25 protein-coding genes and 1 pseudogene are annotated in these 26,043 nt (G+C 61.5%); 13 read left to right on the forward strand and 13 right to left on the reverse strand.

Annotated features, from left to right (window positions below):
• Position 1: 1 nt before the first annotated feature.
• Positions 2–1,126: a CmpA/NrtA family ABC transporter substrate-binding protein gene (locus B0G57_RS28425; RefSeq protein ID WP_018442266.1), complete on the forward strand. Its 1,125-nt coding sequence runs from the start codon at positions 2–4 to the stop codon at positions 1,124–1,126.
• Positions 1,127–1,130: 4 nt separating this feature from the next.
• Here the strand turns inward: B0G57_RS28425 and glgX are convergent, their stop codons facing one another.
• A complete protein-coding gene (gene glgX / locus B0G57_RS28430; RefSeq protein ID WP_026229967.1) occupies positions 1,131–3,320 on the reverse strand; it encodes a glycogen debranching protein GlgX in 2,190 nt (729 codons plus the stop codon).
• 296 nt (positions 3,321–3,616) lie between these two features.
• On the opposite strand from glgX, the gene B0G57_RS28435 reads away from it, so the two are divergent.
• The 4 genes from B0G57_RS28435 (at position 3,617) to B0G57_RS28450 (ending at position 7,651) form a co-directional block, all read left to right on the forward strand.
• Positions 3,617–4,789: an HPP family protein gene (locus B0G57_RS28435; protein WP_018442269.1), complete on the forward strand. Its 1,173-nt coding sequence runs from the start codon at positions 3,617–3,619 to the stop codon at positions 4,787–4,789.
• 98 nt (positions 4,790–4,887) lie between these two features.
• Positions 4,888–5,304, forward strand: coding sequence for a MarR family winged helix-turn-helix transcriptional regulator (locus tag B0G57_RS28440; RefSeq protein ID WP_018442270.1), 417 nt, complete (start codon positions 4,888–4,890; stop codon positions 5,302–5,304).
• Between the two features lie 22 nt (positions 5,305–5,326).
• Positions 5,327–7,120: a chloride channel protein gene (locus B0G57_RS28445; RefSeq protein WP_018442271.1), complete on the forward strand. Its 1,794-nt coding sequence runs from the start codon at positions 5,327–5,329 to the stop codon at positions 7,118–7,120.
• A 225-nt stretch (positions 7,121–7,345) separates the two neighbouring features.
• Complete coding sequence (locus tag B0G57_RS28450; RefSeq protein WP_018442272.1) at positions 7,346–7,651, forward strand: hypothetical protein; 306 nt, start codon at positions 7,346–7,348, stop codon at positions 7,649–7,651.
• A 76-nt stretch (positions 7,652–7,727) separates the two neighbouring features.
• On the opposite strand, the gene B0G57_RS28455 is transcribed toward B0G57_RS28450, so the two are convergent.
• The 3 genes from B0G57_RS28455 to B0G57_RS28465 form a co-directional block, all read right to left on the reverse strand.
• Positions 7,728–8,201: a universal stress protein gene (locus B0G57_RS28455; RefSeq protein WP_018442273.1), complete on the reverse strand. Its 474-nt coding sequence runs from the start codon at positions 8,199–8,201 to the stop codon at positions 7,728–7,730.
• Positions 8,202–8,353: 152 nt separating this feature from the next.
• Positions 8,354–9,436, reverse strand: a complete 1,083-nt coding sequence (locus tag B0G57_RS28460; RefSeq protein ID WP_018442274.1) for an NAD(P)/FAD-dependent oxidoreductase — start codon at positions 9,434–9,436, stop codon at positions 8,354–8,356.
• Positions 9,437–9,698: 262 nt separating this feature from the next.
• Positions 9,699–10,814, reverse strand: coding sequence for a porin (locus B0G57_RS28465; RefSeq protein ID WP_018442275.1), 1,116 nt, complete (start codon positions 10,812–10,814; stop codon positions 9,699–9,701).
• Positions 10,815–11,044: 230 nt separating this feature from the next.
• Between B0G57_RS28465 and B0G57_RS31015 the strand changes: the two genes are divergently transcribed.
• Complete coding sequence (locus tag B0G57_RS31015) at positions 11,045–11,335, forward strand: hypothetical protein (RefSeq protein WP_146013399.1); 291 nt, start codon at positions 11,045–11,047, stop codon at positions 11,333–11,335.
• A 130-nt stretch (positions 11,336–11,465) separates the two neighbouring features.
• On the opposite strand, the gene B0G57_RS32305 is transcribed toward B0G57_RS31015, so the two are convergent.
• On the reverse strand, positions 11,466–11,708 hold the full coding sequence (locus B0G57_RS32305; protein ID WP_018442276.1) for a hypothetical protein: 243 nt from the start codon (positions 11,706–11,708) through the stop codon (positions 11,466–11,468).
• A 407-nt stretch (positions 11,709–12,115) separates the two neighbouring features.
• On the opposite strand from B0G57_RS32305, the gene B0G57_RS28475 reads away from it, so the two are divergent.
• Positions 12,116–12,733, forward strand: coding sequence for an outer membrane lipoprotein (locus tag B0G57_RS28475; RefSeq protein WP_018442277.1), 618 nt, complete (start codon positions 12,116–12,118; stop codon positions 12,731–12,733).
• A 149-nt stretch (positions 12,734–12,882) separates the two neighbouring features.
• Here B0G57_RS28475 and B0G57_RS28480 read toward each other — a convergent pair whose 3' ends face one another.
• Positions 12,883–16,032 (reverse strand): error-prone DNA polymerase, encoded by a 3,150-nt coding sequence (locus B0G57_RS28480; protein WP_018442278.1) that lies wholly within the window; start codon positions 16,030–16,032, stop codon positions 12,883–12,885.
• Between the two features lie 424 nt (positions 16,033–16,456).
• Between B0G57_RS28480 and B0G57_RS31480 the strand changes: the two genes are divergently transcribed.
• From B0G57_RS31480 to aac(6'), 3 genes are all read left to right on the forward strand, one after another.
• Entirely contained in the window at positions 16,457–17,287 is an 831-nt protein-coding gene (locus B0G57_RS31480) for an SH3 domain-containing protein (RefSeq protein WP_018442279.1), read from the forward strand.
• A 356-nt stretch (positions 17,288–17,643) separates the two neighbouring features.
• Positions 17,644–18,174, forward strand: a complete 531-nt coding sequence (locus tag B0G57_RS31020) for a hypothetical protein (RefSeq protein WP_146013400.1) — start codon at positions 17,644–17,646, stop codon at positions 18,172–18,174.
• 303 nt (positions 18,175–18,477) lie between these two features.
• On the forward strand, positions 18,478–18,990 hold the full coding sequence (gene aac(6'), locus B0G57_RS28490) for an aminoglycoside 6'-N-acetyltransferase (RefSeq protein WP_083925721.1): 513 nt from the start codon (positions 18,478–18,480) through the stop codon (positions 18,988–18,990).
• Positions 18,991–19,025: 35 nt separating this feature from the next.
• Here aac(6') and B0G57_RS28495 read toward each other — a convergent pair.
• Positions 19,026–19,281: pseudogene (locus B0G57_RS28495) on the reverse strand (transposase domain-containing protein); the annotation flags it as partial.
• Between the two features lie 223 nt (positions 19,282–19,504).
• Between B0G57_RS28495 and B0G57_RS28500 the strand changes: the two are divergent.
• Together B0G57_RS28500 and B0G57_RS31995 are read left to right on the forward strand one after the other, a co-directional pair.
• Positions 19,505–19,708, forward strand: a complete 204-nt coding sequence (locus B0G57_RS28500) for a cold-shock protein (protein WP_018442283.1) — start codon at positions 19,505–19,507, stop codon at positions 19,706–19,708.
• 193 nt (positions 19,709–19,901) lie between these two features.
• Complete coding sequence (locus tag B0G57_RS31995) at positions 19,902–20,126, forward strand: hypothetical protein (protein WP_083925718.1); 225 nt, start codon at positions 19,902–19,904, stop codon at positions 20,124–20,126.
• Between the two features lie 61 nt (positions 20,127–20,187).
• Here B0G57_RS31995 and B0G57_RS28510 read toward each other — a convergent pair whose 3' ends face one another.
• The 5 genes from B0G57_RS28510 to imuA form a co-directional block, all read right to left on the reverse strand.
• Positions 20,188–20,403, reverse strand: a complete 216-nt coding sequence (locus tag B0G57_RS28510) for a hypothetical protein (protein ID WP_026229969.1) — start codon at positions 20,401–20,403, stop codon at positions 20,188–20,190.
• 59 nt (positions 20,404–20,462) lie between these two features.
• Positions 20,463–20,753 (reverse strand): hypothetical protein, encoded by a 291-nt coding sequence (locus B0G57_RS28515; protein ID WP_018442285.1) that lies wholly within the window; start codon positions 20,751–20,753, stop codon positions 20,463–20,465.
• A gap of 302 nt (positions 20,754–21,055) precedes the next feature.
• Complete coding sequence (gene infA / locus B0G57_RS28520; protein ID WP_018442286.1) at positions 21,056–21,322, reverse strand: translation initiation factor IF-1; 267 nt, start codon at positions 21,320–21,322, stop codon at positions 21,056–21,058.
• A 460-nt stretch (positions 21,323–21,782) separates the two neighbouring features.
• Positions 21,783–23,252: a Y-family DNA polymerase gene (locus B0G57_RS28530; protein WP_018442288.1), complete on the reverse strand. Its 1,470-nt coding sequence runs from the start codon at positions 23,250–23,252 to the stop codon at positions 21,783–21,785.
• Complete coding sequence (imuA, locus tag B0G57_RS28535; protein WP_018442289.1) at positions 23,182–23,889, reverse strand: translesion DNA synthesis-associated protein ImuA; 708 nt, start codon at positions 23,887–23,889, stop codon at positions 23,182–23,184. Before imuA ends, B0G57_RS28530 begins: the two co-directional genes overlap by 71 nt.
• A gap of 549 nt (positions 23,890–24,438) precedes the next feature.
• Here imuA and B0G57_RS28540 point away from each other — a divergent pair.
• Positions 24,439–24,804, forward strand: a complete 366-nt coding sequence (locus tag B0G57_RS28540; RefSeq protein WP_020566378.1) for a DUF3564 family protein — start codon at positions 24,439–24,441, stop codon at positions 24,802–24,804.
• A gap of 315 nt (positions 24,805–25,119) precedes the next feature.
• Here B0G57_RS28540 and B0G57_RS28545 read toward each other — a convergent pair whose 3' ends face one another.
• Positions 25,120–25,710 carry an alpha-ketoglutarate-dependent dioxygenase AlkB family protein gene (locus tag B0G57_RS28545; protein WP_018442291.1) on the reverse strand — a complete coding sequence of 197 codons (591 nt, stop codon included), beginning with the start codon at positions 25,708–25,710 and terminating at the stop codon, positions 25,120–25,122.
• Positions 25,711–26,043 lie beyond the last annotated feature (333 nt).

Consider the following 26,043-nt stretch of genomic DNA (forward strand, 5'->3'; position numbering starts at 1 on the left):
CATGGAAACCGAAATGCTCCCCGTCGCCGAAACGGCCCTTGAAAAAACACATCTGCGCGTCGGTTTCGTCGCACTGTCGGACGCGGCCCCGCTCATCGCCGCGAAGGTACTCGAATTCGGGCATCGGCATGGACTCACGCTGGAGCTCTGCCGGCAGCCGTCATGGGCGGCCGTGCGAGACAAGCTGCTGGCCGGCGAGCTCGACGCGGCCCACGCGCTCTACGGCCTCGTCTACGGCGTGCAGCTCGGCATCGGCGGGCCGCAGGCGGACATGGCCGTCCTCATGGTATTGAATCGGAACGGCCAGGCCATCACGCTCTCGACCCGCCTCGCTCGCGCGCTCGATGAAGCGGGCAATCTCAAGACCGCACTCGCCACGCTCGGGCGGCCCGCCGTATTCGCACAGACGTTTCCGACCGGCACGCATGCGATGTGGCTCTATTACTGGCTCGCGGCGCAAGGCGTGCATCCACTCGAGGACATCGAAAGCGTCGTCATTCCGCCGCCGCGTATGGTCGACGCGCTCGAGCGCGACACGCTCGACGGTTTTTGCGCGGGCGAACCCTGGCACGCGGTCGCCGAAGCGCGCGGCGTGGGTGAAACGGTCGCGGCGACGAGCGAAATATGGCCGGGCCACCCCGAGAAGGTGCTCGCCTGCCGGCGCGACTTTGTCGCCCAATACCCGAATACGGCGCGGGCATTGATCCAGACGATGCTCGAGGCATGCCGATGGGTCGATGCGCCTTCGCATCGCGAGGAAATCGCGCGCTGGCTCGCCAAGCCCGAAGCGCTCGACGTTCCGTTCGAACTCATCGCAGCTAGACTCGCGGGCCGGGAGGGAGGCAAGCGTTTCCCGCAGCCGCCGCTCACCGTCTCGTTCTTCGATGGGGGGACCGTCAACTATCCGCGCGTGTCGGAGGGACGGTGGTTCATCGAACAATATCGACGTTGGCACCTGCTTCGCACACGGTCGGGCGGCGAAGGCAATGAAACCGCGAGCGATGCCGCGATCGCCGCCGCCATCAATCAGACCGCGCTCTATCGCGATGCCGCGACGCTGAGCGAAGTTCCTATCCCTGGCGACACGCAGACGGTTTTCCTTTGCGATGGCGCGGCATGGCGTTGACTATTTATTTGGCACCGCCTTCTTCCGTCAGTTGCTTCTCGAGCTTCGCAAAAATGCGCTTGGTTTGACCTTTGGCGTGAAGCGCGAACAGCAGCAGTGAGCGGCCCGTGACCTGATAGACGTCTCCCGATTCGAAGTCCGGCAATTCCTCACGGACAGGGACGTTGGTGTCGATGAGACAGCTCCATTGATCGCTGCCGGGTATCTCGGGAAGCGTGAAGTCGACCACGTCGTGATGCGCGTTCAGCACGAGCAACAGCGTGGCGTCGGATGCCGGTCGGCGAATGCCGCTCACCTGCGCGCGACCATCGATCACAAGGCCGAAACATTTCATCAGTGGATCGTCCCACTGCTGCGCCGTCAGTTCCGTACCCGCCGGGCTCATCCATTTCACTTCGGATAATTGAAGCGTTTCGTTGAACGCACCTGTCAGGAAGCGGCCCCGTCGCAATACAGGAAGCGTATGACGCAGCGTCGTCAGCTTGATGACGAATTCCATCAGCGCGCGTCCGTCGTCACCGATGCCCTCCCAGTCGAGCCAGCTTATTTCGTTGTCCTGGCAGTAGGCGTTGTTGTTGCCTTGTTGCGTGCGGCCGAATTCATCGCCCGCAACGAGCATCGGGGTACCTTGCGCAAGCAATAGCGTCGCGAGCAGATTGCGCTTTTGGCGCTCACGCAGCGCGCGCACTTGCGCATCATCGGTCGGTCCTTCGACGCCACAATTCCAAGACTTGTTGTCCGAGTGTCCGTCCTTGTTGTCTTCGCCGTTGGCGTCGTTGTGCTTGTCGTTGTACGAAACGAGGTCATTGAGCGTGAATCCATCGTGTGCGGTGACGAAGTTAACGCTGGCCCAGGGGCGCCTGCCACGGCGATTGAACTTGTCGCCCGAGCCGGTGATGCGGCTGGCGAGCTCGGGCGCGGCACCGTCCTCGCCGCGCCAGAACGCGCGCACGGTGTCGCGAAAGCGATCGTTCCATTCCGCCCACCCTGGCGGAAAGCCGCCCACCTGATAGCCCCCCGGGCCGCAATCCCATGGCTCCGCGATCAGCTTGACGCTCGAGAGCACGGGATCCTGGCGGCAACTGTGGAGAAAACCGCCGCCTTCGTCGAAGCCGTACGGCTCGCGGCCCAGAATCGTCGCGAGATCGAAGCGAAAGCCGTCGACCTGCATTTCGGTGACCCAGTAGCGCAGGCTATCCATGACCATCTGCAGCACGCGCGGATGCGAAAGATTCAGCGTGTTGCCGGTGCCGGTATCGTTGATGTAGTAGCGCGGCTCGTCGGGCATCAAGCGGTAGTAAGAAGCGTTGTCGATCCCCCGAAACGACAGCGTCGGGCCAAGCTCGTTGCCTTCGGCGGTGTGGTTGTAGACGACATCGAGTATCACTTCGAGATCGGCTTCGTGAAAGCGGTCGATCATCTGCTTGAACTCGTCGATGATGCCGGAGCTGCGCGCGAAATAGCGAGGGTCGGCCGCAAAGAAGCCGATCGTGTTGTAGCCCCAGTAGTTCGTGAGGCCTTTGTCGAGCAAATGACTGTCGTTGGCGAACGCGTGAATGGGCATCAATTCGATGCAGGTGACGCCAAGGCTTTTCACGTAGTCGACGATCTGTTTCTGACCCAGACCTTCGAATGTGCCGCGCAGCTCGGGCGCCAGGGCAGGATGCCGCTTCGAGTATCCCCGCACATGTGTTTCGTAGATGATCGTGCGGTCCCACGGCACGCGTATGCGCGTGGGGTGGGTCCAGGAAAAATTCTGATCGACGACGACGCACTTGGGGACGAATGGGGCACTGTCGCGCTTGTCGAGTGCCAGATCGCCGTCCTTGGCTCCGAGTCTGTAGCCGAATACCGCGGCGTCCCATTTCAGGCTCCCGACGTGGGCTTTCGCGTAGGGATCGAGTAGCAGCTTGCTGGAATTGAAACGATGGCCGGCCTCCGGTTCGAAGGGGCCATGCACGCGATACCCGTAAACCGCGCCCGGCCGCAAGCCGGGTATATAAACGTGCCAGATCTCGTCCGTAAATTCGGGCAATTCGATCCGCCCAAGCTCGCGCTTGCCGGTTTCGTCGAACAGGCAGAGGTCGACCCGCGTGGCGTTGGCGGAAAAGAGGGCAAAGTTGACGCCTTGGCCGTCCCATGTTGCACCCAACGGGAACGGGAGGCCTTCAGCGATAGGCATTGTGGTTGACATGCGTGCTCACATCGAGAGTCGTCCGTGACGCGACAGTCGAGCAAGCTTCGTTCCGCATCGACGCATGAAACTGCGCCAGTAGCCCGCTCCATTTGCATCGATACAACGCGCCCCGCCCGCGGGCGCGCCGATACATCACGTTGAGATATAATCGCACCCCGTTTGCTTGCTCCTGCCCTCTGAAAGTGCACCTTCGGGGCAGAGTGAGCGAACGTGAGCGCGGGTCGTGCAACAGCGCAGGCCGGTGCGCTCATCACCCGTGTTCGGACATCCCACTCGTTTCATCGGATCAAACCGTGTCGCGCCTCGCCGTTGCCCGCTGGTTTCAGAGCTTTGCCCCGCATCCCATCGCCGTTGCATGGCGCGAACGGGTTCGCGCCTGTCTCGGCGCGCTGATCGGCATCGGAGCAACTGGCGTGACAATGTATTGGCTCCTCGGCTCGCAGGCGGACATCCCGCTTCTGGTCGCGCCGATGGGTGCCTCGGCCGTGCTGCTCTTCGCCGTGCCCGGGAGCCCGCTGGCACAACCTTGGTCATTCGTAGGCGGCAATCTCGTGGCGGCAACGCTCGGTGTGCTCTCGTCGCACTGGCTCACGAATCCGATTGCGGCAGCGGCGCTGGCGATCGCCATGGCCACTTGCGCGATGTTCGCGCTGCGTTGCGTGCACCCCCCTTCAGGCGCCGTCGCGTTGACCGCGGTGCTCGGCGGCCCGACTATCCATGCGCTCGGCTTTCGTTTCGTATTGGAGCCGATCGGATTGCAATCGATCGTTCTGCTCGGTGCGGCCATCGTCTATCACGGATTGACGGGACATCGCTATCCGCACACACATGTTGGCCGTGCCGGCGCGAACGCCGCTTCTGGACGGGACGATATGCGTGCCGGCGTGACGCGCGCCGATATCGAGGCGATCGTTCGGCATCGCGGCGAATGGATCGACGTGGCGGCCGACGACTTGCAGTCTCTCGTGCATGAAGCGCAATTGCTCGCCTACGCGCGGAGCTTCAGCGATATGACCTGTGATCAGATTATGTCGCGCAACATCGTGACGGTATCGCGCGAAGCAACAGCGGCAGCCGCCTGGCGCCTGCTCGAGCGACATCGCATCAAGGCCTTGCCCGTCATCGACGATGCACGCCGCGTCGTCGGCATCGTGACGCGAACCGATTTCGTCGGCCGTACGCCGTTCGGCCTGCGCCGCATTCGCACTGGGCTCGCCGCCTTGAGGCGCGACGGCGCCGCCACCCGCCGTATCGGCGAATTGATGACACCGGCTGTTTGCACTGTCGATGCCTCGATGCCCGTCGCCGAACTCATCCCGCTCTTCGCGCACTATGGCCATCACCATATCCCTGTGCTCGACAGCGATCGGCGCTTGGCCGGCATGATCACGCAATCAGACCTGATCGGCGGCCTGCATCGGCAAACTCAAACGCAAAGGCAACGCCTGAACCTGGCCCGCGCCTGATCTCATGTACAGAGCATCGTGCCTTGATGGCCGCGCCGGGGTCAAAATATCACAATGTGATATAATTTTCGGCCATTTTGAACAGTCTCCGGCCGAAAATGAGAAACCCTGCTTCGCGCGCGCTCGACAAAGAAGATTTCGAGCAGCTTTCAGAGTTCCGTTATCAGATGCGCCGATTCGAACGCTTTTCGGAGCGTGCGGCACAAAGCGAAGGTATCACGCCTTTGCAGTACCTGCTGCTGCTCCATGTGAAAGGCTATCCGGGCCGCGCCTGGGCGACGATCGGCGAGCTGGCGGAGCGGCTGCAGGCGCAGCATCATGGTGTCGTCGCGCTGGTCTCCCGCTGCGAAGCCATCGGTCTCGTCGAGCGCAGGCAGAGCGAGGTGGATCGGCGGCAGATGGAAGTCCATTTGCTGAAGGCCGGCGAATCCATCCTCGCGCGGCTCGCGGCGCTGCACCGCGCCGAACTGAATTCACTGAAGGACACGTTCAACGTGCCGCAGATCGATCTTTAACCGGTTTACGAACAGAGAAGCAATGAACGTCGATATTCACAAAAGAGACTTTTCCGCGAATGCGCGCTTGCCTGCCATCTGCGCGCTGGCCGCGGTCATCGGCGTGCTCGGCACGGTAGCGGCTTACGTGCTGCTTCATCTGATCCATTTGTTCACGAACCTGTTCTTTTACGGGACGTTCTCGTTCGGCGATCATTCGCCGGCGTCTAACGCGCTCGGGCCCTGGGTCATCATCGTGCCCGCCGCCGGCGGTCTCGTCGTCGGCCTCATGGCGCGCTTCGGCTCGGAAAAGATTCGCGGTCACGGCATTCCGGAAGCGATAGAAGCGATCCTTTTTGGCAAGAGCCGCATGTCGCCCAAAGTGGCCGTGTTGAAGCCGCTCTCCTCGGGCATCGTCATCGGCAGCGGCGGGCCGTTCGGCGCGGAAGGTCCGATCATCATGACCGGCGGCGCGCTCGGCTCGCTGCTCGCGCAATGCTTCAAGGTGACGGCGGCCGAACGCAAGACGCTGCTCGTCGCGGGCGCGGCGGCGGGCATGACGGCCGTGTTCGGCACGCCGGTCGCGGCCGTGCTGCTCGCCGTCGAATTGCTGCTCTTCGAATGGCGCCCGCGCAGCTTCTTGCCAGTCGCACTCGCGTGCGCCGTGGCAGGCTTCGTGCGCGCCGCATGGTTCGGCGCCGGGCCGCTTTTTCCGCTGCAGACGGCCGCGCCTCATGCGATCTCGCTCGCGTCGTGCGCGATCCTCGGGCTCGGCAGCGGCGCACTCGCTTGCGGCCTGTCGGTATCGCTCTACAAGACGGAAGACCTCTTCGGCAAGCTGCCGCTGCATTGGATGTGGTGGCCCGCACTCGGCGGCCTCATCATCGGCATCGGCGGTTTTATCGAGCCGCGCGTCCTGGGCGTCGGTTACGATGTCATCGGCGATCTGCTGCATCAAAACCTGTCGATTCAAATCGCTGTCGCGATCCTCGTCGTCAAGGCGATCGTATGGGTCATCGCGCTCGGCTCCGGGACGTCGGGCGGTGTGCTCGCGCCGCTGCTCATGCTCGGCGCGGGGCTCGGCGTCGTCCTCGGCCATATTCTGCCGGGCGGTGAGCCGACACTGTGGCCACTCGTCTCGATGGCCGCGACGCTCGGCGCCACGCTTGGCGCGCCGCTGACCGCGATTCTCTTTGCGTTCGGATTAACGCACGATAGCAACGCGCTCTTGCCGCTCCTCACGGCAACGCTCGTCGCCCACGGCTTTACCACCGTCGTCATGCGGCGCTCGATCATGACCGAGAAAATCGCGCGGCGCGGATATCACATCTATCGCGAATATGGCGTCGACCCGCTGGAACGTCACTATGTCGAGGAAGTGATGACACGCAGCGTCGAAACCATCGATGCGTCGCTGACGACGCACGAAGCGCTGAAGACGTTCTTCGGCGAGAGTCAGTCGCATCGCGCTTACCCGGTCGTACGTGGCAACAAACTCGTCGGCGTAGTCGATCGCGGCACGGTCGTGGCCTTGAACGCCGAGCACGGCGACCGAACGGCCGATCTTACGCTCGGCGATGCACTGGCTGGCCACTCGACACCGGTCGCGCTCGCCGACGAAACCTGCAGGCTCGTTGCGACGCGCCTCGCCGTCCATGGCCTCGAACGATTGCCCGTCGTCGCCGATCGCGAGTCGCTCGAACTCGTGGGCATCGTCGCACGAAGCGACCTCGTCAAGCCGGCTCGCGCTCACTTCGAGGAAGAACACAAGAGAGAGCGATTTCGCGGGCTGAGTCTGCTGCGCCCCTCTCGGCTGCCACGGAGGAAGGCCTCGTAGGACGGCGCGCGGCGCGAGCCACAACCATGACGACGGGACGCGCTGCTCGTCCTGGGTGGGTGAACGCACCGATCAGACGCTATTCAGTGGGTAAGCGGACGAGTGCCGTTAGCCATCGCACATTCGCCGTACACGGCAAGTCTGACAATTGGCTCAAGCGCGGTCGAGAAAGAGGGCAAAGCACCCGCGCTCAAGCGGTGCCGGCTGCAAACGGGGAGGCCGAATATGAACATTCTGGAACTGGCGACACAATCAGGCTTGCAGGTGTTGCTCGACGCACGCATCGGCAGCCAGACCTACCACAGCATCAGCGGTTCGATCTCCGCTCTGCAACGATTCGCCGATTCGATCAAGGCGGCAACGCTGGCGGAATCGGCGAAGCGCGAGGACGCTGAGCGCGCAACGAAGCAACCAGTCCCGCGTAGCGCGGCGGTGCGTGCACGACGCGCGCACCGCCGTGCATTGCTGTGTCGCCGCGTGTCGGTAGTCGTGCGGCCCGCTGCCGCGACGTTTCGCTCCCGGGCAGGCTAAGCTCGCTCGTGCCTGCAGCGGCGGACGAGCGCACCCGGGCACAAGGCCGATCAAGGAGCACGCCGCGCACCGAGGTTCAGCTTGCGGCGCCCTCCTCCTCTTCGGTAATGTCGCGCAGCAACAGCAACGGGATGGTGGTACCGCGCAGCAACGATTCGGCGACGCTGCCGGCAAGGAGCCGCCTGAATCCCCGGCGACCATGCGAATACATCACAACGAGATCGGCCGAAAACTCGTCGATGCCTCGCTTCAAGACAGCGACGATGCTGTCTCCGTACGAATCGATCGCGCGGACGCTCCCCACCACGCCCGCCCGCGCGAAACGCTCGCGTGCCTCGTCGAGAACGGACGTTGCCGTGCGGCTTGTCGTATCGGTGGGGGGTATTTCCTCGACATACGCACCCCCGATATCGACGAGCTGTGCCGGATGCACGAGCACGAAGACGGCCTGCACTTCCGCATGAAGCGACCGCGCAAGCTCGATGGCTCTATCGAGTGCATGCAACGCGCCTTCGCTGCCATCGACTGGCACCAAGATTCGCTTGTACATGAGACGCCTCCATTAGAGAACGGCGTCCGCCAGGCGCATCGCTACGCATCGCGAACGTCCGGTATATGAGGCAGTATGGTTGGGATCCCGCCTGCGAACAACTGCCGCCATGCTCGACTCGACAGGCCGAGCGTGCGCGTGCGCACGCTCGCTCAATGTCCCTCTGCATGCGCGGCCACGCCCTCGGCGCCGAGGATCCGCTCGGACAGCTTTTGATCGTAGCTCGAATGCACATGCACGCGCTTTTTGTCGGGGAACGCATAGGTATAGGCCTTGCGCAGCGCGAGCGAGGCTTCGTGAAAGCCCGAGAGGATCAGTTTCTGCTTGTTAGGATAGACGGCAATATCGCCGACGGCGAAGATCCCGGGCTTCGACGATTCGTAGTTCGACGTATCGACGGCCACGCGCCCGCCAAGCGTCTCCAATCCCCATCGCGCGATCGGACCGAGCTCCGCAACAAGGCCAAAAAGCGCGATCAGATGATCGGCGTCGATGACGACCGACCCACCGATCCGCTTCACTTCGACGGATCGCAATTTGCCGCCCGGCGCATCGAGGGCTGCGATCGTGCCGATGATCAGGTCGAGCTCGCCCGCCGCCGCGGCGTTCTTTACTTCCTGCACCGTCGCGGCAGCCGCACGAAACGTCTCACGTCGATGAACGAGCGTGACGCGCTTCGCCACGCCACGCAATGCCAAGGCCCAATCGAGCGCCGAATCGCCGCCGCCGGCCACGACAACGCGTTGATCGGCAAACGTCGAGCGTTGCCGCACAGCGTAGTGAACGTGCCGCCCTTCCAGCGCCTGGGCTTCTTCGAGTGCCACGCGTTGCGGAACGAATGCACCATTCCCCGCGGAAAGTAATATTGCCGCCGCGTCGAATCTCAGACCTTGCTCCGTGCTGACGAGCCAGCGCTTGTCTTCCCCGCGTTGCTCGACATGCAGGACGCGCTGACCGAGATGAATCGGCGGTGCGAACGGCTTGCATTGCTCCATCAGCCGCTCGACGAGCTCACGCGCCGTGCAGACAGGAACAGCCGGAATATCGAAGATCGGCTTTTCCGGATAGAGCTCGATACATTGGCCGCCGACTTCACCGAGCGCATCGACGAGGTGGCACGACAATCCGATCACGCCGGCTTCGAACGCGGCGAAGAGGCCGACGGGCCCCGCTCCGACGATGACGACATCGGTTCGTATCGGATTGCCGGTTTCGGGGGATGTTGCCTCGTTCACGCTCGATTCTCCACGGTTCTCGACAAAATGCGACGATGCATGCGCTCCCGCACGACGCGTGCCTTACCGCGCATGGACTACTCGCCCTCACACAACCGCTACATGGCGATGAGCGCGATGCGGCGATATCGTCGCGAATGAACGCAGTATACGAGGCAGCGGCCAGCGAGCATGCAGTGGCCCATTCCCCAGTAGGGAGAAACGTCAAACAAAAGGCGCCGCAAGCGGCGCCTTTTTCTACGATCGAGCGATCGGATGCGTCTTAGAAGCGGTGACGCAAGCCGACGGTTGCGGCCGTCTGGTTGATCGAGCTCGAGAAGCCGCTACCCGTGGTCGGGTTGTAGATGAAAGCCGTCGTGCCAGCCGGGCCCGAAGCGCGCTGATAGACGACCTGCGCGTAGACATCGGTGCGCTTCGACAGCGAGTAGTCAGCCTGAGCGCCGACTTGATGGAAGTGCTGGCTCACGCCCGACACGTTCTGGTTCGTGTAGGTATAAGCCACGCCGAGACCCAGCGCCGGCGTCAAGTTGTACTTGGCGTTGGCTTCATAGTTGTTTTGACGAAGCGAGAGCGGGATCGCGGTAGCGTTGTCGACACGCGCTTGCGTCCAAACGACGCCGACCTGTGCCGGGCCGAACGCATAGCTCGCGCCCGCACCGTACGTGCGCAGACGGAAGTTGCCAAGGCTCGAGAGGCCGAAGGCCGAGTTTGCGAACGAGCTATCCGTCGCGCCGCCGGTCGTGCTGAACGGATTGTTCTCTTGCGCATACGACGCTGCGATGCGCAGGCCCTGGAATTGATAGGCCGCGCCGACGCTGTACTCGCGGTTGTTGTTGAAACCGGTCTGATTCGAGAAACCGTAAGTGCCGCCGAACTGCAAGCCGGAGTAGTTCGCGCTCGTGAACTTGATCGAGTTGTTCACGGCCGAGCCGCCGTTCGTGTTGAGGTTGTCGAGATTTCCGAAGTGTGCGAACGACGTGCCGCCCCAGCTGCCCGTTGCCGTCAGCGGCGCGAGGAAGTCCTGTTCCGCATCGTACTGACGGCCGAGCGTCACGGTGCCGTAGTTGCTCGACAGGCCGACGAACGCCTGGCGATTGAACATGCCGTTGTTGTTGGCGAACTTGCCGTTGCCGAGGTTGAAGCCGCTTTCGAGGGTGAAGATCGCCTTCAGACCGTTACCGAGATCCTCCGCGCCGCGCAGACCGAAGCGGCTTTGGTCGATGCCGCCACTCGTCTGCTGCCAGTTCGAGTGACCGCCGACATTGCTCGTGTACGTGATGCCCGCATCGAGCACGCCGTAGAGCGTGACGCTGCTTTGTGCATGTGCGGCAACCGCGAACGACGAGGAGACCGCGGCAACAATGAGGGTTTTTTTCATGAGAGTGCCTTTCTATGACAACTGGCCTGGAGCCAGACTTCCGACAGACGGCCGCATTGCCTTCGCCGCCCTTGGGCGGGCGAACTGAATCCCCTGCGGAAACCGTCCTACGAGCCGCGAGTCTACGGGCTGACCCTAGTTAGGGTATACGTGTAGAACGCAATACATTATTTCGCTAGCTGAAAGGAACTTGTCTGGGTCGCCCACTATGTCAATGATTCTATTGAATTATGCAAATATACCCAGCGCGCCGATTTGATCGATCCCCATTTGTCGACGCGCCCAGCGACGAGCAAAAGGTTGCAAAACTGCAACAGGTGCTTAATACGGCTGTCACGCCGGAGGATGTGACCGGTTCTGTCTCGAACGGCAAGGGGCGCCGCGAATTGGCGGATGGTGACGATACTCTCTCGCTCGCCATGCCTATCCTATGGGTATGCTCAGAAGAGACGTCGAATGTCGGCACCGCCGGTTGGCGGCGCTGGGTATCCCTCAATCGAACGAAGATCACAAACCAATGAGCGTCCGTTTTCGGGTTGGCATTGCACTACTGGTGACTATCGCGCCCGCGATTTCGTCGGCGCAAAGACCGGTCACGTATCCGATGCGAAGCCAGACGCCATCCCAGCAAGCCATCGACCAGGCGCTGTGCTACGCGCAGGCGAAAAAGGAAACGAACGTGGACATCGCGCGGCAACCGCAGACGCCGACGCGCACGACACCGATCACGTTCGCGTCCGATGCAGGCCGCGGCACATCGGCGCCACCTTTGCCTGCGAGTACCGGCGTGGCCAGCGCGGCGGCTCCCAATGCGGCTGCACCGACCGCTGCTTCCGGCGCAAGCGCCGGCATAGGTGCAAGCCAGTCGGGGACAGCGGCATCGGCGGCACCCATGGCATCGGCTCCAGGAGCGGCGTCAGGGCCGTCGATGGCAACAGGGAACGCAAGTGAAACCAAAATGCCTCCGTTGCCTCCCCCCGAGCCACCGATGACGACTTACTGGCGCTCGTGGGGCAACTGCATGCAAAGCCGGGGTTACGGCGTTCAGTAGACCGGACGCTCGCACTCGAGGCACCGATGATCGGGACTCCGAAATATCTGTTCCCCACATGAGTGGAGCACGTTAGTCATTAGCGTCACCCATCGACGCTGGAGCGCCGCCTGCGGCGCTCATCGTCGCCGCAACAGACTTTACAGTCTGTTACCCGCATGCTGCATACAGTCAAAACGGCTTTCCCTATACTCCGTTGCGCAACTGGCCCTACCCGCGCTCCGTGAGCGTTACTTCTTATCGAAATCCGATGACGCGCCTCGTCTTCAGTAAAACCGCCCTGCTCGTTCCTCTCGTTGCCGGCGCCGCATTGTCCTTGTCCGCCTGCGTCGTGCCTGGCTCCTACGGAACGTATGGCGCGCAGCCACAGTATGCGCAGCCTGCCTACGCGCAACCGCAATACGCTGAACCTGCTTACGTGCAAGAACCCGCCTATGGGCAACCGCAATATGCGCAGCCTCAGTACGGGCAGCCTCAATATGGGCAACCCGGATACTCCGATCCCTCCTACGCTCAGCCCGGCAGCGGCTACAGCACGCAGTACGGCACGATCGCGGCGATTCGCCCAATCGGCGGCGCGACGAGCCCCTCGGGCGTAGCCGGAACGCTCGTGGGAGCGCTCGTCGGCGGCGTGCTCGGCAATCAGATCGGGCGAGGTCACGGCCGCGATGCCGCGACTGTCGTCGGCGCGCTGGGCGGCGCGGTGGCGGGCAACCAGATCGGGCAACAGATGGGGCAACCCGCCGGCTATCGCGTCGACGTTCGATTGAGCGACGGCTCGGGACGCTCATTCGACATGCAGACGCCGGGCGATCTGCGCCCCGGCGATCGCGTAAGGATCGACGGCAATCAGCTTTCGCGGTATTGAGCGATCGTAGAGCCGGTCTCTGCGGCCGGCGCGCTTGATGCCCGCCGCGCGGCGCGCGAGGCCGGCGGACCTTCCGTGATCCCAGCGTAATAGAAGAAAAGAAAAACAGAAGAACAGAAGAACAGAAGAACAGAAGAGCGGATAACGTCTCAATGGAAGTTCCTGCTGGACGCAGGCAATTCCCCGAGCCAATGCGAGAGATCGATCAACCTGTGCGCCACGAGATGTCGCACTTCGCCTTCGCATTGCCATACCCCCAGCACACCGAGCAGCGAAGCGCCGAGCGCCTCCTTCCTTTGCCGTTCGAGCACCTTCGGCCAGATGATGACATTGACGTTGCCGGTTTCGTCTTCGATGGTGATGAAGATGACGCCCTTGGCCGTATCGGGTCGCTGGCGAACCGTCACGATGCCGCATCCGCGAGCGAGACGCCCGTGCGGGTAGCGCTGCAACACCGCGGCCGGCATCAGCCGTTTTTCCTGCAAGCGCGGCCGTAGCAACGCCAGGGGATGACGTCCTAGCGTCAATCCCATCGACCGGTAATCGCCGACTATATCGTCGGCTTCCGACGGCGTACCGAGTTCCGGTGTGCCGTCGTCCACTGCGGCGCGCTCGAGCATGTCCTTGTCCGGCACGGCGGCGACCGACTGCCACAATGCCTGCCGACGATTGCCGGCAAGCGAGGAAAGTGCATTGGCTGCCGCGAGCACTTGCAGATCGTGACGATCGAGCTGCGCCCGCCGCGCCATATCGTGCACGCTCTCGAACGGACGCACCGCCCGAGCGGCCTCGATTCGTTCGGCGGCGCCGTCGCGCATGCCCTTCAGCAAAGCGAGACCGAGCCGGACCGCCGGTTTCACGGTGCCGTCGATTCGCTCGAGCTTCGAATCCCAATCGCTGATGGCGACATCGATAGGCAGAACCGCGACGCCGTGACGTCGCGCATCTTGCACGAGCTGCGATGGTGAATAGAACCCCATGGGTTGGCTGTTGAGCATCGCGGCGAGAAAAGCTTCGGGCTCGTGGCGCTTCAACCAGCTGCTCGCATAGACGAGCAGCGCAAAGCTCGCGGCATGGCTTTCGGGAAAACCGTACTCGCCGAAGCCTTTGATCTGCTCGAAGATGCTGTTGGCAAACGCCTTGTCGTAGCCACGCGACGTCATGCCGCCCACGATGCGATCGTAGTATTTCCCCAGATCCCCCTTGCGCTTCCAGGCTGCCATCGCTCGGCGAAGTTGATCGGCCTCGCCGGGGGAAAAACCCGCGGCGAGAATCGCGATCTGCATCACCTGCTCCTGAAAAATCGGCACGCCCAACGTGCGCGCAAGCGCGCGCCTCAAGGCGTCGCTCGGATAAGACACGGGCTCGAGCCCTTGGCGCCGCCGCAAATAGGGATGAACGGCCCCACCCTGAATGGGCCCTGGACGCACGATGGCGACCTCGATGACGAGATCGTAGAACTTGCGCGGCTGAAGCCTCGGCAGCATCGACATTTGAGCGCGCGACTCGATCTGGAATACGCCGACCGTGTCAGCGCGCGAGATCATCTCGTAGGTTGCGGCGTCCTCAGGGGGGATGTCCTGCATTTCGAACCGCTCGCCGCGCAACTCGGAGACGAAATCGAGCGTGCGGCGGATCGCCGACAGCATGCCGAGCGCGAGCACGTCGACCTTCAGGAGACCTAACGATTCCAGGTCGTCCTTGTCCCATTCGATGACGGACCTTTCCGGCATTGCGGCATTCTCGATGGGCACGAGACGCGACAGCTTGCCCTTGCTGATGACGAAGCCGCCCGTATGCTGCGACAAATGGCGAGGAAAGCCGAGCAATTGAATCGCGAGCGTCGCCCAGGTTTGTATCAGCGGCGTTTCGGGATTCAATCCACACTCCTCGAAACGCTTGACCAAATCGTGTCTGCCGTCGAACCATTGATGCGACTTGGCGACCATATCGACGATCTGCGGATCGACGCCAAGCGCCTTGCCCGTGTCGCGCAGCGCACCGCGCAGCCGGTAGCACGATACCGCGGCCGCGATCGCGGCACGATCCCGGCCATATTTCGAATAGATGTACTGAATGACCTCCTCGCGACGCTGATGCTCGAAATCCACGTCGATATCGGGCGGCTCGCCACGCTCCTTGCTGATGAAGCGCTCGAACAGCATATTGCCGCGTTCCGGATCGACTTCGGTCACGCCGAGGCAATAGCAGACCGCCGAGTTGGCCGCGGATCCTCTTCCCTGGCAAAGAATGCCCTGGCTTCTCGCGAAGCGGACGATGTCGTAGACAGTCAGGAAGTACGGCTCGTACCGGAGTTCGCCAATCAGCTCGAGCTCGTGTTCGAGTTGGAGCTGGACCTCGTGCGGAATGCCTTGCCCAAATCGCCGACGCGCGCCGATGTAGGTTTCTTGCCGCAAATACGCGGCGGGTGTCATTCCGTCGGGCACCAGCTCGTCAGGATATTCGTAGCGAAGCTCATCCAGCGAAAACGCGCAGCGCGCGAGGATATTCGTCGTCTCCTCGAGCGTGCGTGCCGGATACAGATTGGCGAGACGCAGACGCGGACGCAGATGCTGCTCGGCATTGGGCGCGAGATCGTAGCCGCACTCGTGCACGGGCTTGCCGAGACGAGCCGCCGTCAACGTGTCTTGCAGCAGCTTGCGCGAACGCACATGCATCACCACGTGCCCGAGCGCGACGACGGGCACCCCGCACTCGTCGGCGACGAATTCGATCACGCCACGATGGATATCGTCCATCGCGCGCTGGTGCAGTATGAGCCCGCACCAGGCTCTCGTGGGGAAAGTCTCGTCGAGCCACCGAAGTTGCTCGTGCAGTGCGGCTTCCTTCGCCGGAAAATCCGGCACGAGAATCGCGAGGCAGTCCGGCATGCCGCGCAAATGACCGTATTGCTTGTCCGGCCGGGCGAGGTCTTGCGGCGTCAGACGGTACTCGCCCTTCGGCGCACGCGTTCGAGCGAGCGTGATGAGCTCGCAGAGGTTGCCGTAGCCTTCGCGGTTCTGCGCAAGCAGGATCAGACCGAATGCCGGCGACCCGTCGGCGTTGACGAGCTTGAAGTACGAACCGATGACGAGGGGCAGATTGGCCGCTTTCGCCGCGTCGTGCGCGCGCACGACGCCTGCGAGCGAACATTCGTCGGTGATCGCGAGACCCGCGTAGCCCAGTTGCGCGGCACGCTCAGCGAGCTCCTCGGCATGCGAGGCACCGTGCAGGAACGTGAAATTGGAAAAGCAAAAGAGCTCGGCGTAGGCCGGCAGCGCGGTGAAAACGGTATCCATCGCGCGTCATCCGAAAAACCCATGAAGGAACCCGCATGAGCACCGCCGGATCGCCCGCCTCACGGCGCGATCGCGGCCTCGTGCACGCAGCGAGACTCGCGGAAACGGCGAGCGAATGACTTCGAGGGGCATCAAAAAAGCGAAAGAAGAAGCTGTATATCCGTACAGTATCGTACACCTCAAAGGGCCTGCGGTGAATTGGAATTTTTGGGGTCAACCGTTCCCCGGGAATCGCGCTTCCGGTGTCTCTAAGCCCCACACCACCGATGTTTGGCGGCTGCAAGCCGTTGCAAAAGCACGGAACTTGCTCATTGTTTAACACAGACGAAACAATCCGTGAAGCGCGCGCTGCCTCTCCAGACGAGAAAAAAGCGCACACCGTTCGCCAAAGCCGCAAAGACCAATCAGACCAGGGAGGAACATCATGCAAAGGCACTTCGCCATTCAAGCCGTCGCAGCCGGAGTCGGCTTGCTGGTGCTATCCGGCACTGCGCCTGCACAAACGCAGGCCTATACGAACGCTCCGATCGACATCTACGCCGGTCCCGCTCCGGACTACCCCATCGTCGCTGAGGTGCAGGAGGGCTCGGAGCTGACGGTGCTGGGCTGCGTCGAGGATTACAGCTGGTGCGACGTCGCCGCGCCCGGCCTGCGCGGATGGGCCTATGGTGGGTACCTCAGCTATCCGTACCAGGGTACGGAAGTTCCGGTCATGACTTACGGCGCGACGATCGGAATGCCTATCGTCGCGTTCTCGATCGATTCCTATTGGGGCCGTCATTACCGCGATCGGCCCTGGTACCACGATGAAGCGCGCTGGGCCAACCATCCACGGCCGGAGCGCGGTGTCCGGCCACCCGAGCGCCGGGACGTCGACCGACCGCCGGCGCCGCGGCCCGAGGAGCGTGAGGCGCCGACATATGGGCGTGCTCCTGGAGTGGCCCCGCCTCCGGTGCGCGGTGGTCCGCCCCAAGGTGAGGCTCAGCCCAGATATGCGCGCCCCATGGAGCAGCCGGCGCCGCGCGCCGTCGAGCCTCAACCGCAGCCCCGACCCCAGGTTCAACCTCAGCCTCCGGTTGGGCGCGGCGTTCAGGCCGGAGAGCCACCCTCGCGTGCAACGGGCGGCCCGCAAATGCGGCCCGGCCCTGCCCCAGGCGCCATGGCAGTGCCCGGCGGCCGCTTCGAAGAGCGGGGCGGCCAAGCTGGCGGCCGTGGCATGGAACGCGAGGAAGCTCCGGGGCAGTCAAATCACTAGTGCTCTTTCGCTGTCGTTCTGAAGGGATGGGCAGCCGGGGACCGACGGCGCCCGATGGCGAAACCGCACGCGCGATCGAATCGATCTGTCCGGCAGATCGCGAGCCGCTTTGGGATAGTGCAGACCCGTCATGCGCTTTGACTAGCCGCTGATTCACATGGGCACGGTTTCAGCGCTGCATAGCCGTGTGGCAGTGGAAATCGTCGCCACAAGAAAAATGATATGGAAATGCTGTGAGATAATTCACTCTTGCTTCGTTTATCTCAAAATAGTTGTTTTGGGGAACGAGTGGAATTAGCCCAAGCAGTCATGTAAGATACGCGCGTTCGGCTTAACAGCTCACACGATGATATTCATTGAGGTTCTACATTCTGACAGCAGGCGGATATGGTCGCAAAGGTGAGGAAGGTTCCCTATTACACAATGGAGCCTTCGGTCTCTTTCGTGGAAAGATCTGGAAAGAGCGCTATGGGCGCAGAGGTGCGGTTCCCATCAACACTGTCCAAACCGTCTCCTATGAGAGGCTTGCGCCTGGCGAAGCTCCACCGCCCCCACCACCGAAGTCCACTGCTGAACAGATCAAGGCTCAGCAAGCGGAAGCTGCACATCAGAAATTACTTGCCGAACAGGCAAAAAAGCAGCAGCCGAAGGAACCGCTTAAACAGCAGCCAAAGGAGGTCAAACTGACGGTTACTGACGAGCAAGGCGAGGTCGTAGCAAAACGGCAATACAAGGTCTTCTGGGACGGCGTGCCCGGCCACGAGCCTCTAGCCATTGGAAAAAATAGCATTACCTATCAAGACGATGAGGAACAGGCGAATCACACCATCACTATCCCTCCTAGCTTCATTGATCGGATAGGAGCCCGACTACCCCTGTTCAATTAGAACACAGGAGAGAGAGAAAATTAACTGATATTACCTCAGGGCTTACGGCCGTACTCTGCTCCCGTGATTTCCGAAAAAATTCCGCTTGCCTTAATTGACAGGAAGCCTAAGGTTGACAATTCGGACAATTTCCTATTCGGCTCGAATACCGAAGGACAAAAGTACTATTTCGTACGAATTCTCGATCAAGGGGAGGCCGGTGACGCTATCTGAAGAAATGTTCCCCGCCGAATGATCGGTGGCTTTTTGGAAGATACGGATTCGCTTCTCGAGTCTTTGTGTTTGGTAAAGGACGAAATAGACATGCCGAGAGTAATACATGTAGGTGACCGCACCAGTTCTCCTACTTCGTTGACCATCCGAGCAGTTTCCCCTGCCGACGTTTCATCGTGGCGTTTGTTAAGGCATATGCTCTGGCCAAATGCTAGTGCAGATGACCATGTACGCGAGACTGGGCAGTTGCTTGCCGAGCCTGATCGTTACGCGATGGCTATCGCCGTCTCATCCCGAGGTGAGGCGCTCGGCTTTGCTGAGGCTGCGATACGATACGACTACGTCAACGGCTGCGACACTTCGCCGGTGCTTTTTCTCGAAGGCATTTACGTTGTCCCCGGCATGCGTAACCAAGGCATCGCCAGAGCGTTGTGTACATCGATCGAACAATGGGGCGCTTCGCGGGAATGCAAAGAATTTGCTTCTGATACGTCTATCGACAACGTCGATGCCCAAGCGTTACATCGCGCACTCGGCTTTGACGAAACTGAGCGTGTCGTCTTTTTCCGGAAGCGTTCTTTGACTCGCGCACTTCGCCGTTGAGATTCAACTCGTGGTGCTCAAGGGCAGCAGCGCCGCTAGTCGTCGGCGGTGTCCGCCAGAGGCAACCTCTGGAACAACGTGATCAGGTAGCGATAGGGATCGATGCCGTTGGCCTTGGCCGTCTCGACCAGCGAGCGGAAATTCGCACTCGCCTGCGCAACAGCAACCGTATCAGCGAAGAGGCAGCACTTGCGTGCCGACGACGAATGGCGGATCGCGTTCTCGCACAGGTCTTGGAGATCGCCAGTTGCCGCTTTTGACACCACGGGCTAGCTTGGGCCACTGCCCGTCCTTGCCCGGCGAATCCCTGCTGTTACGTTCGTCATCGCGAAATCAGTTGACGGGCTCGGACTATCCGCGTATCGTGCGTGGCTGAAGTATTCAGGAAGTTCAATTGGTGCTCGTCTCATGTCCGCCATTTGCGCGGAGTTCGTTGTCCTCTTTCTCCCTCTTGAAGCTTCCCCGTCGCAAAGCTGGACGGGACTGATCAATTTTATTTTTTGAGGGATTCATCATGGATACCGGTACCGTCAAATGGTTCAACGAAACCAAGGGCTTTGGCTTCATCACTCCTGACGCGGGCGGCCCCGACCTGTTTGCGCATTTTTCCGAGATCTCGGGTAACGGATTCAAGACGTTGGCTGAGAACCAGAAGGTCAGCTTCGAGACGAAGCGTGGCCCGAAGGGTCTTCAGGCATCGAACATCAAGCCGCTTTAATTCGTTCAGGCGTCCGCAGCTCCGGCAGCGGACGCTCCCCGCCGCATCGGCGCCCCGGCCGGTTTTTTGGTCGAGCAAGGCGCTTCGCAGTCTGCATCCTCCCCTCTCGAGGCTTGTCCTCCGATCCGAACAGATCAGCGTCCCTTTTCGGGAAGGCGCAGTCCTACACTCATGCTCAATTCCTTCAGTCTCAATGCAAGTTTCTGCCACCAGACAATACCGCGGCTATGCCGTCTCGCCGTCTGCTCACTGTCTGCCTGACGGCTGCTTCTCCTCGAACGTAACGCTGACACGGTCCGATGCCCGTTGCGGTTCGCCGCTCTATGAGTTTTATTCGCTCGGATATTTCAGCAGCGAAGCAGATGCACTCGGTTATTCAGACCGATGGGCACGGGACTGGATCGATACGCGCGGCTGATCAGACGCCATCGGTCCGTGCAGCTAACGATACGGGTTCGTCTTTCGATGCAGTGAGCCGTTCAGCCGAAGCGCGCGGCCAGCCACTCCTGTGCCCAGCTTTTTGCATAGGCAATCGCGTCTTCGCGTACGTCGAATCCCGCCAAATCACCGCTTAGTTCGATGTCATAGAGGATGCCGTCCGCACGGTTGGCGCTGATGCGGGCGTGGGCAATGTACTCGCCGTCGGCCCGACGGGGCGTAGGATCGATGAGAAATCGCGTTGAATGGGCGTGCATCTGCTTTCCTTGCCTGTTGCCTGCGGTCGCGATCGTTGCCGAGGTCTCGAACAATCGAATTACAACTCGAGATCGAGGACGTTCGTGTCCTGAGGGCAGGTGTCGATGAGGCGCTCCGCATATGCGGTCGATGCACGTCGCGCGTCGCCTGCGTTCTGAAAAGGTTGCGCGACCGCAAGCCTGAATACCCGGCTACGCGACATCCCTTCCGAACTTCCTGGCTCCTGAATGCGTACGGCGGCGTCGAATCCTTCATCGTAGTTATGCGCGCACCCGGGCTCGGTGGCCCGATGCGGATAGACCAGCGGATATATCTCCAGCCCCCGGTAGAGACGAAAACCTGTTGTCATACGGCACCTCTAAGGCCGCATCACCAGCGGCGGAACGGAGACGGAGTGTGAGCGACTGAAGTCAGTCTGCACACGATTGGTTAAGTCGTTTTGCCTGCGATGAAAGTAAGCGGCCCGGGTTCTATTGGAAAGGCGACTCGGGAGGCGCCAGAAACGGCCGGAGGCGATCAACGAGTTCATGCTACGCCCATGGCCGGATTTGTACAGCAAAAGTTCTTCGACCCTTCGGGCGCCAATAGAGCGCGGACATGCGCGTAGCACGATGGCGCCCGCGACGCGGGCAGGCCGCTTCGTACCGCCACTCAACGACGGCGAAATGCGGTCCTTTGTGTAGCCCCGCCGCTCCGCTCGTCCTTGTGGCGAAAATTGATTCGCCCTTTCGTCAGGTCGTACACCGAGAGTTCCAGCGTTACCCGATCGCCCGCAAGAATGCGGATGTGGTTCTTGCGCATACGGCCAGACGCATAGGCGCCCACCGCAACGCCATTGTCGAGCGTGACGCGGTAGCGGTTGTCCGGCAGCACTTCGTCAACGATACCGTCGAGTTCGAGCAATTCTTCTTTTGCCATTGAAGGTTCCTGTTCAAATGGCGGGACATCGGTCTAGATGCCTCGCTGGGGAAGAAGCCGCGAGCGATGATCGACACACTCGCGATAGTGGAAAAGATGGGGCTTGATGGGCGGCCCCGTCGTTCTGGAAGTGCCGAACACCGCCATGATCAGCGGCGAACCATGCGCGAGGGGATGGGTAATCGTGGCGACCGCGATCCAGTTCGATGGAAGCGGCGCGTGCACTCCAGACGTCGCTGCTATCGCCGGCCTCACTGGGCGATATCAGTCAAAGGAGGATTCGCGACCAACCGACGCGTGTGTTTTTTGCGCCGTAGGCAGCGAACCAAGGCTGTATTGTAACCGAACGCGGCCATGCGTGCCGACCATGAGACGACGCCCCGACGAGCCGTGGTTTCGCTTGTAGTGTTGGCGTCGGTTGAACTGGGCGCGGCCTTTCCGTATCGATGCCGACCGACGGTCATCCAAAAAGCCCATGAAGGAACCAACTCGGCTCCTTCTCCGGATCGCGACTACTGACCCGTTCTCGATAAATCCAGTAGCAACTTCGGTCTTCCGCCTGAGCAACGAAGTAATCGCGCGTCACGAGCTCGCCGTCGAACCATCCCGCTTCGATGCGCTCGCCCGGTGACACGATCCTCAGCGGCGACCCATAAAACGGGCGATGCTGGCGCATGAGCAAGCGCACCGGTTTTTCGAGCAGCCATGTGGGGCGCGGCAATACATTGGGCATAGACGCCGCTTTGATGTTCTCGTGAACCGGTATCCAACGATTCGCGACTTCCGGTCGATAGTCGGCCACGGGTGCCGCTCGCAGCACGTTCTCGTTCCCAAGACGAGCAACCAGCAGTTCGAGAAGTCGCGCATGATCTTGCGCGGAGCCTCCGGGTTCGGGAAACAGCGTTTCGGACGCCGGTGCGGCGGGAGCCACGTCCGTCGCTTCGAGGCGAAGTGCAATCACCGATGCGGCCAATTCCAACCGCCCAAGCCGCTCCTTGAGCAGCCGGATCAAATGATCCTCTCGCCACGTCGGCTCGCCAAGCGCGATATCGAGCATCGTTGGAGGAATCGCCGTCCGGCCTCGTTCGTGCTCGAGGAAAAACGTCGCCGCCGATAGCGAGAGTTGCCGGGCGACGAGCCAGCCGCACAACTGTGCGACAAGACGGCGGGCAGCGAACAGTATGCCCTCGGCATGCTCGACGCGATCGGGCAACTCGAGACGCGCGGCGAATGTCGGCGGCGGCACCAGCCAGTCGAAGATTTCGGGAGCGATGCCGAATGCACGATCGAGCGACTCAAGCACGCTGGCGCCGCAACGACGTTGAAGACCGGCGCGCGGCAGACGACGCACGTCGGCAATCGTCTCGCAACCAAGCCCGATGAACCAGTCGGCGAACGGCTGCAACTCCGGCACGATGACGAACGGCAATGCGGAAAGCGCCCGTTCCAACGAGCGCATTTTGAGAAAACGCCGCCTGCCCTGCTGAGCAAGCAGCCATGCGCCTTGCCCCGTGGGCGCGGCGCTCATGCGCGCACTGAGCCCTAGATCGCCGAGGACGCCGCGCACTTGCCGGCACAACCGCAAGATACCGCCGAAAAGCCGCAGACTCGCGCTTACGTCGAGCACGATCGTCGCATCCCGGGTCATGCCGACTTCCGGCGAGAACCGCATCAATGCCGTTGCGACTTCGCGCTGCGCCGATGCTTCCTTCGTCATATCGCGCTCGTAGAGTTCGGCGCCCGGTGCGAGCGTCAGCACGCCGCCGCGCCGCATCCCGGAACGCACGCCCGCCGCGCGCGCCGCATCGTCAGCGACGACGACTTTCTCCTTCTCGAACACGACCGCACCCGATGCCGGCTCAGGCCACCACTTCGGCCGGAACACTTCCAATTCGAGCCGGTACAGTTTGACGGCGAGAAATACGCGCATGACGACTGAACAAAACAGGACTGGGTTGCAGAGGAATCGATACGGGCTCGGCACGCGTCGGTCCTCGTCGTTTCACGATTTCGACGCTGATGCCCTCCCCTTGCGGCCGTACCGCCAGCCGCAGCAGAGCCGGTGAAGCGCCTTCGGCGGTGGTAAGCGGCCTCATCATGACGAACAATGTCTCAGACGACTGAGCCGCAAGATGCAGCCGCCGTAAAGAGGCCGTCGGCACGTGCGACGCCCAGAGCAAAAGCGCCCCACAAGTGCCCGCTCGCAATATCTGCTCGGCCGACCAGAGCGCGTCCGCCGTTTTCGGCGCGCGCACTTGAAACAGCTGTTCGAGCGGCACGCCCAGATAAGCGAATGCAGGTGCATTGACGAAATGGGGCGGCTGGACGAGCGCAAGCGGGCGCTTGGCAAGCGCGACGAGCGCTGGACGCAAAAGCCTCATCTCGCCCACTCCCGGCTGCTGGATCAGCAAATCCACGAGCGCCCCGAGCGGCCAACCGCCGCCAGGCAACTCGGCCGAAAGCGCGGCGTAGCCCGTATCGATCGTGCGCATCCCGCCCTGCGCCAGCTGGGAAGCGCGCCAAAGGGACGGATGCACGTCCTCGGGATGAATGATCGCGACAGACATCAGGGGATAGCGGAAGAGTATGATAAAACCTGTATTTATATACAGTATCCTACACGCTTTTGCGGCGGTCCGAACAGTCACTTTTTTTAGCTGCCTCAGAGAGGAGAGCCTGTGCAGTGCATCCCCCCAGCGGCTCATCCGAGGGATAGGCAAATACATTGGCCGTCCATCAATGAATCGTTAGCTCTACTAATGAAATTCATGACGCGAACTTCGCTCAGCGTCCTTCCTCGCCTCACTCCATTTTTTACTTCGGACTCCTAATTACTATCCGCGTTCTTCAAGCCTAGCCGGTCCTTCCGGCTGCTGCGTCAAAGAGCCGCATCGCACGGGAAATGAGAACGCGCATGATCAGCAATGCGACACCCAACCAGGTACGAGCACGCCACGAGGGAACACCCTAGGCACCAGATAGTGGCATCCGCGGTGGAAGTTGCCTAAAGTGATATCTCTCACCTTGCAATCAGCGGACCGCATAAAAGCAGGCAAGGCGAACACAAACAGCAGAGCGAGGAGTCCAGCAGTACCATACCTCTGGAGCGAAATTCAATGAGACTCACGATTCTGATAAACGGCCCCGATCCTACCGTCAATCACGATTACGCCGTGTTGTGGCTCGATACAGAAGAACATGTCTGGTCAAGAGAATCCCACGACGGGATCGACCTCCCCGCTTGGGGGGACGTCCGTGACGAAAATGGCGTCATCAAACTTTTCCCGCATAGCGTGGATACTCCGGTATGCACATTGAGCGGCCTGCGTGTCGACCGTGATCGAGGAGTGGCTGCCGCGCAAGGCGCTGCCGAATGGTCGTGCACAAGCAAGCATTCGCCGATGGGCGGGCTATGGCGGCTGCAAGCCGTCGAGAGGAAAACGACTCGGCCCGAAAACAGCGTATTTCCGTTTCAGCGATGAAGCCGTTCGCGTTGGGTCGCCGACGAGGCAGCCTTGCCCCGTCGACGCGCCGAAGGCGGAAATCTTTTTACGGTTCGTTACGAAACGCCCCACGGCGCGTTGCGATTGGTATAGTCGGCCTTGGCTATCTCGAGGCCAACCCTCTTAGGCCCGCTCGACACTGCGTCGGCGGGCCGCTTTCTTTTGGAGCGCGGCAACCGCGCGAACAGCCCTTCATCCTCGCGCTCGTTATGCGCATAAACTTCTTATAATTCTTCTAAGAAATTCGCGCTGCCGCGGGCGAACGGCGCGGAACGGGCCGGCCGACTCAATCGCTCAGCGCGGCGTGACGAATCGGAACGTCAAATTGATCCTTTCGCCGACGAGACCCGGCGCCTTCGGCACTCTGTGCCGCCACTCCGCCTGCGTGCGCCCGCGCATGACGAGAAGACTGCCGCTCGTCAGCTGGAAACTGCGCATCGCCCCTGTTGCGTTATGTCGCAGATCGAACCGGCGCGCCGCACCGAGACTGACTGAAGCAATGACCGGCTCTTCGCCGAGCTCCGGCTCTCGATCGGCGTGCCAGCCCATGCTGTCGTCTCCGCTCCGGTATCGGTTCAGGAGCACACTGTTGAAAATCGCGGACGTTACCGCCTCAGCCGCGGCTTTCAGCTCGAGCACGGTCGGCGTCCACTCGAGCGGCTCATTGCGAATGCCCGAATAGACGTAAACGGCGCCCGGATCGCCCTGCCAGCCTGTCAGGCGCGGCAAACGCTTGATGCCGCCAGGCGTGCCGATCGTGTCCTGTTTCCATGCAACCTCGTCGACCAAATTCAGGAGCGCGCGCGCCGCGTCTTCGGGCTTCAGCCAACGCGGATACCAGTCCACGGCGGGCTCGGGAGCGCCGCCGAACATGTCTTCAATCATCTAAATGAAACCAATGGCACGACCGGGTGCCGGTCGAATCGCAACAAACTTTATACCTCGGCGCGTGGATGCGCCTCCCGCAGCTTGCGGAGAAACAGCCCGTTCCCGCAGCGCCTATCATTAAGCGCTCTACGTTTCGACTTCCTTTGAACAAGATGACCGCAATCCGCGCTTCACGTTCGATGAAATCGCGAGAATCGTTTGACGCGATGCATCGCGCGGGGGATTCGCGGAGAGGTGTCTGGCGTCAACTACAACCGCCGCCGACGACAACTAAAATTGCCGCCCTATGCTGCTACCGGGGCTGACGCCGTCGGCTTCGCGCCGGCAGCT

The organism is Trinickia symbiotica (genome assembly GCF_002934455.1).
GTDB classification, from domain to species: domain Bacteria; phylum Pseudomonadota; class Gammaproteobacteria; order Burkholderiales; family Burkholderiaceae; genus Trinickia; species Trinickia symbiotica.

Excerpts from the sequence above, each read along its gene's own strand:
- B0G57_RS31480 (WP_018442279.1), top strand. The coding sequence starts at position 16,457 with ATGCAAAGGCACTTCGCCATTCAAGCCGTCGCAGCCGGAGTCGGCTTG.
- B0G57_RS28465 (WP_018442275.1), bottom strand. The coding sequence starts at position 10,814 with ATGAAAAAAACCCTCATTGTTGCCGCGGTCTCCTCGTCGTTCGCGGTT.
- B0G57_RS28540 (WP_020566378.1), top strand. The coding sequence starts at position 24,439 with ATGAGACTCACGATTCTGATAAACGGCCCCGATCCTACCGTCAATCAC.
- B0G57_RS32305 (WP_018442276.1), bottom strand. The coding sequence starts at position 11,708 with ATGGGTGCCGCCGATGCCGCTGTCCCCGACTGGCTTGCACCTATGCCG.
- B0G57_RS28445 (WP_018442271.1), top strand. The coding sequence starts at position 5,327 with ATGAACGTCGATATTCACAAAAGAGACTTTTCCGCGAATGCGCGCTTG.
- B0G57_RS28510 (WP_026229969.1), bottom strand. The coding sequence starts at position 20,403 with ATGCACGCCCATTCAACGCGATTTCTCATCGATCCTACGCCCCGTCGG.
- B0G57_RS28450 (WP_018442272.1), top strand. The coding sequence starts at position 7,346 with ATGAACATTCTGGAACTGGCGACACAATCAGGCTTGCAGGTGTTGCTC.
- B0G57_RS28515 (WP_018442285.1), bottom strand. The coding sequence starts at position 20,753 with ATGACAACAGGTTTTCGTCTCTACCGGGGGCTGGAGATATATCCGCTG.
- B0G57_RS28545 (WP_018442291.1), bottom strand. The coding sequence starts at position 25,710 with ATGATTGAAGACATGTTCGGCGGCGCTCCCGAGCCCGCCGTGGACTGG.
- B0G57_RS28455 (WP_018442273.1), bottom strand. The coding sequence starts at position 8,201 with ATGTACAAGCGAATCTTGGTGCCAGTCGATGGCAGCGAAGGCGCGTTG.
- B0G57_RS28475 (WP_018442277.1), top strand. The coding sequence starts at position 12,116 with ATGACGCGCCTCGTCTTCAGTAAAACCGCCCTGCTCGTTCCTCTCGTT.
- B0G57_RS31995 (WP_083925718.1), top strand. The coding sequence starts at position 19,902 with ATGCAAGTTTCTGCCACCAGACAATACCGCGGCTATGCCGTCTCGCCG.
- B0G57_RS31015 (WP_146013399.1), top strand. The coding sequence starts at position 11,045 with ATGCAAATATACCCAGCGCGCCGATTTGATCGATCCCCATTTGTCGAC.
- glgX (WP_026229967.1), bottom strand. The coding sequence starts at position 3,320 with ATGTCAACCACAATGCCTATCGCTGAAGGCCTCCCGTTCCCGTTGGGT.
- B0G57_RS28530 (WP_018442288.1), bottom strand. The coding sequence starts at position 23,252 with ATGCGCGTATTTCTCGCCGTCAAACTGTACCGGCTCGAATTGGAAGTG.
- infA (WP_018442286.1), bottom strand. The coding sequence starts at position 21,322 with ATGGCAAAAGAAGAATTGCTCGAACTCGACGGTATCGTTGACGAAGTG.
- B0G57_RS28500 (WP_018442283.1), top strand. The coding sequence starts at position 19,505 with ATGGATACCGGTACCGTCAAATGGTTCAACGAAACCAAGGGCTTTGGC.
- B0G57_RS28480 (WP_018442278.1), bottom strand. The coding sequence starts at position 16,032 with ATGGATACCGTTTTCACCGCGCTGCCGGCCTACGCCGAGCTCTTTTGC.
- B0G57_RS28440 (WP_018442270.1), top strand. The coding sequence starts at position 4,888 with ATGAGAAACCCTGCTTCGCGCGCGCTCGACAAAGAAGATTTCGAGCAG.
- imuA (WP_018442289.1), bottom strand. The coding sequence starts at position 23,889 with ATGTCTGTCGCGATCATTCATCCCGAGGACGTGCATCCGTCCCTTTGG.
- B0G57_RS28425 (WP_018442266.1), top strand. The coding sequence starts at position 2 with ATGGAAACCGAAATGCTCCCCGTCGCCGAAACGGCCCTTGAAAAAACA.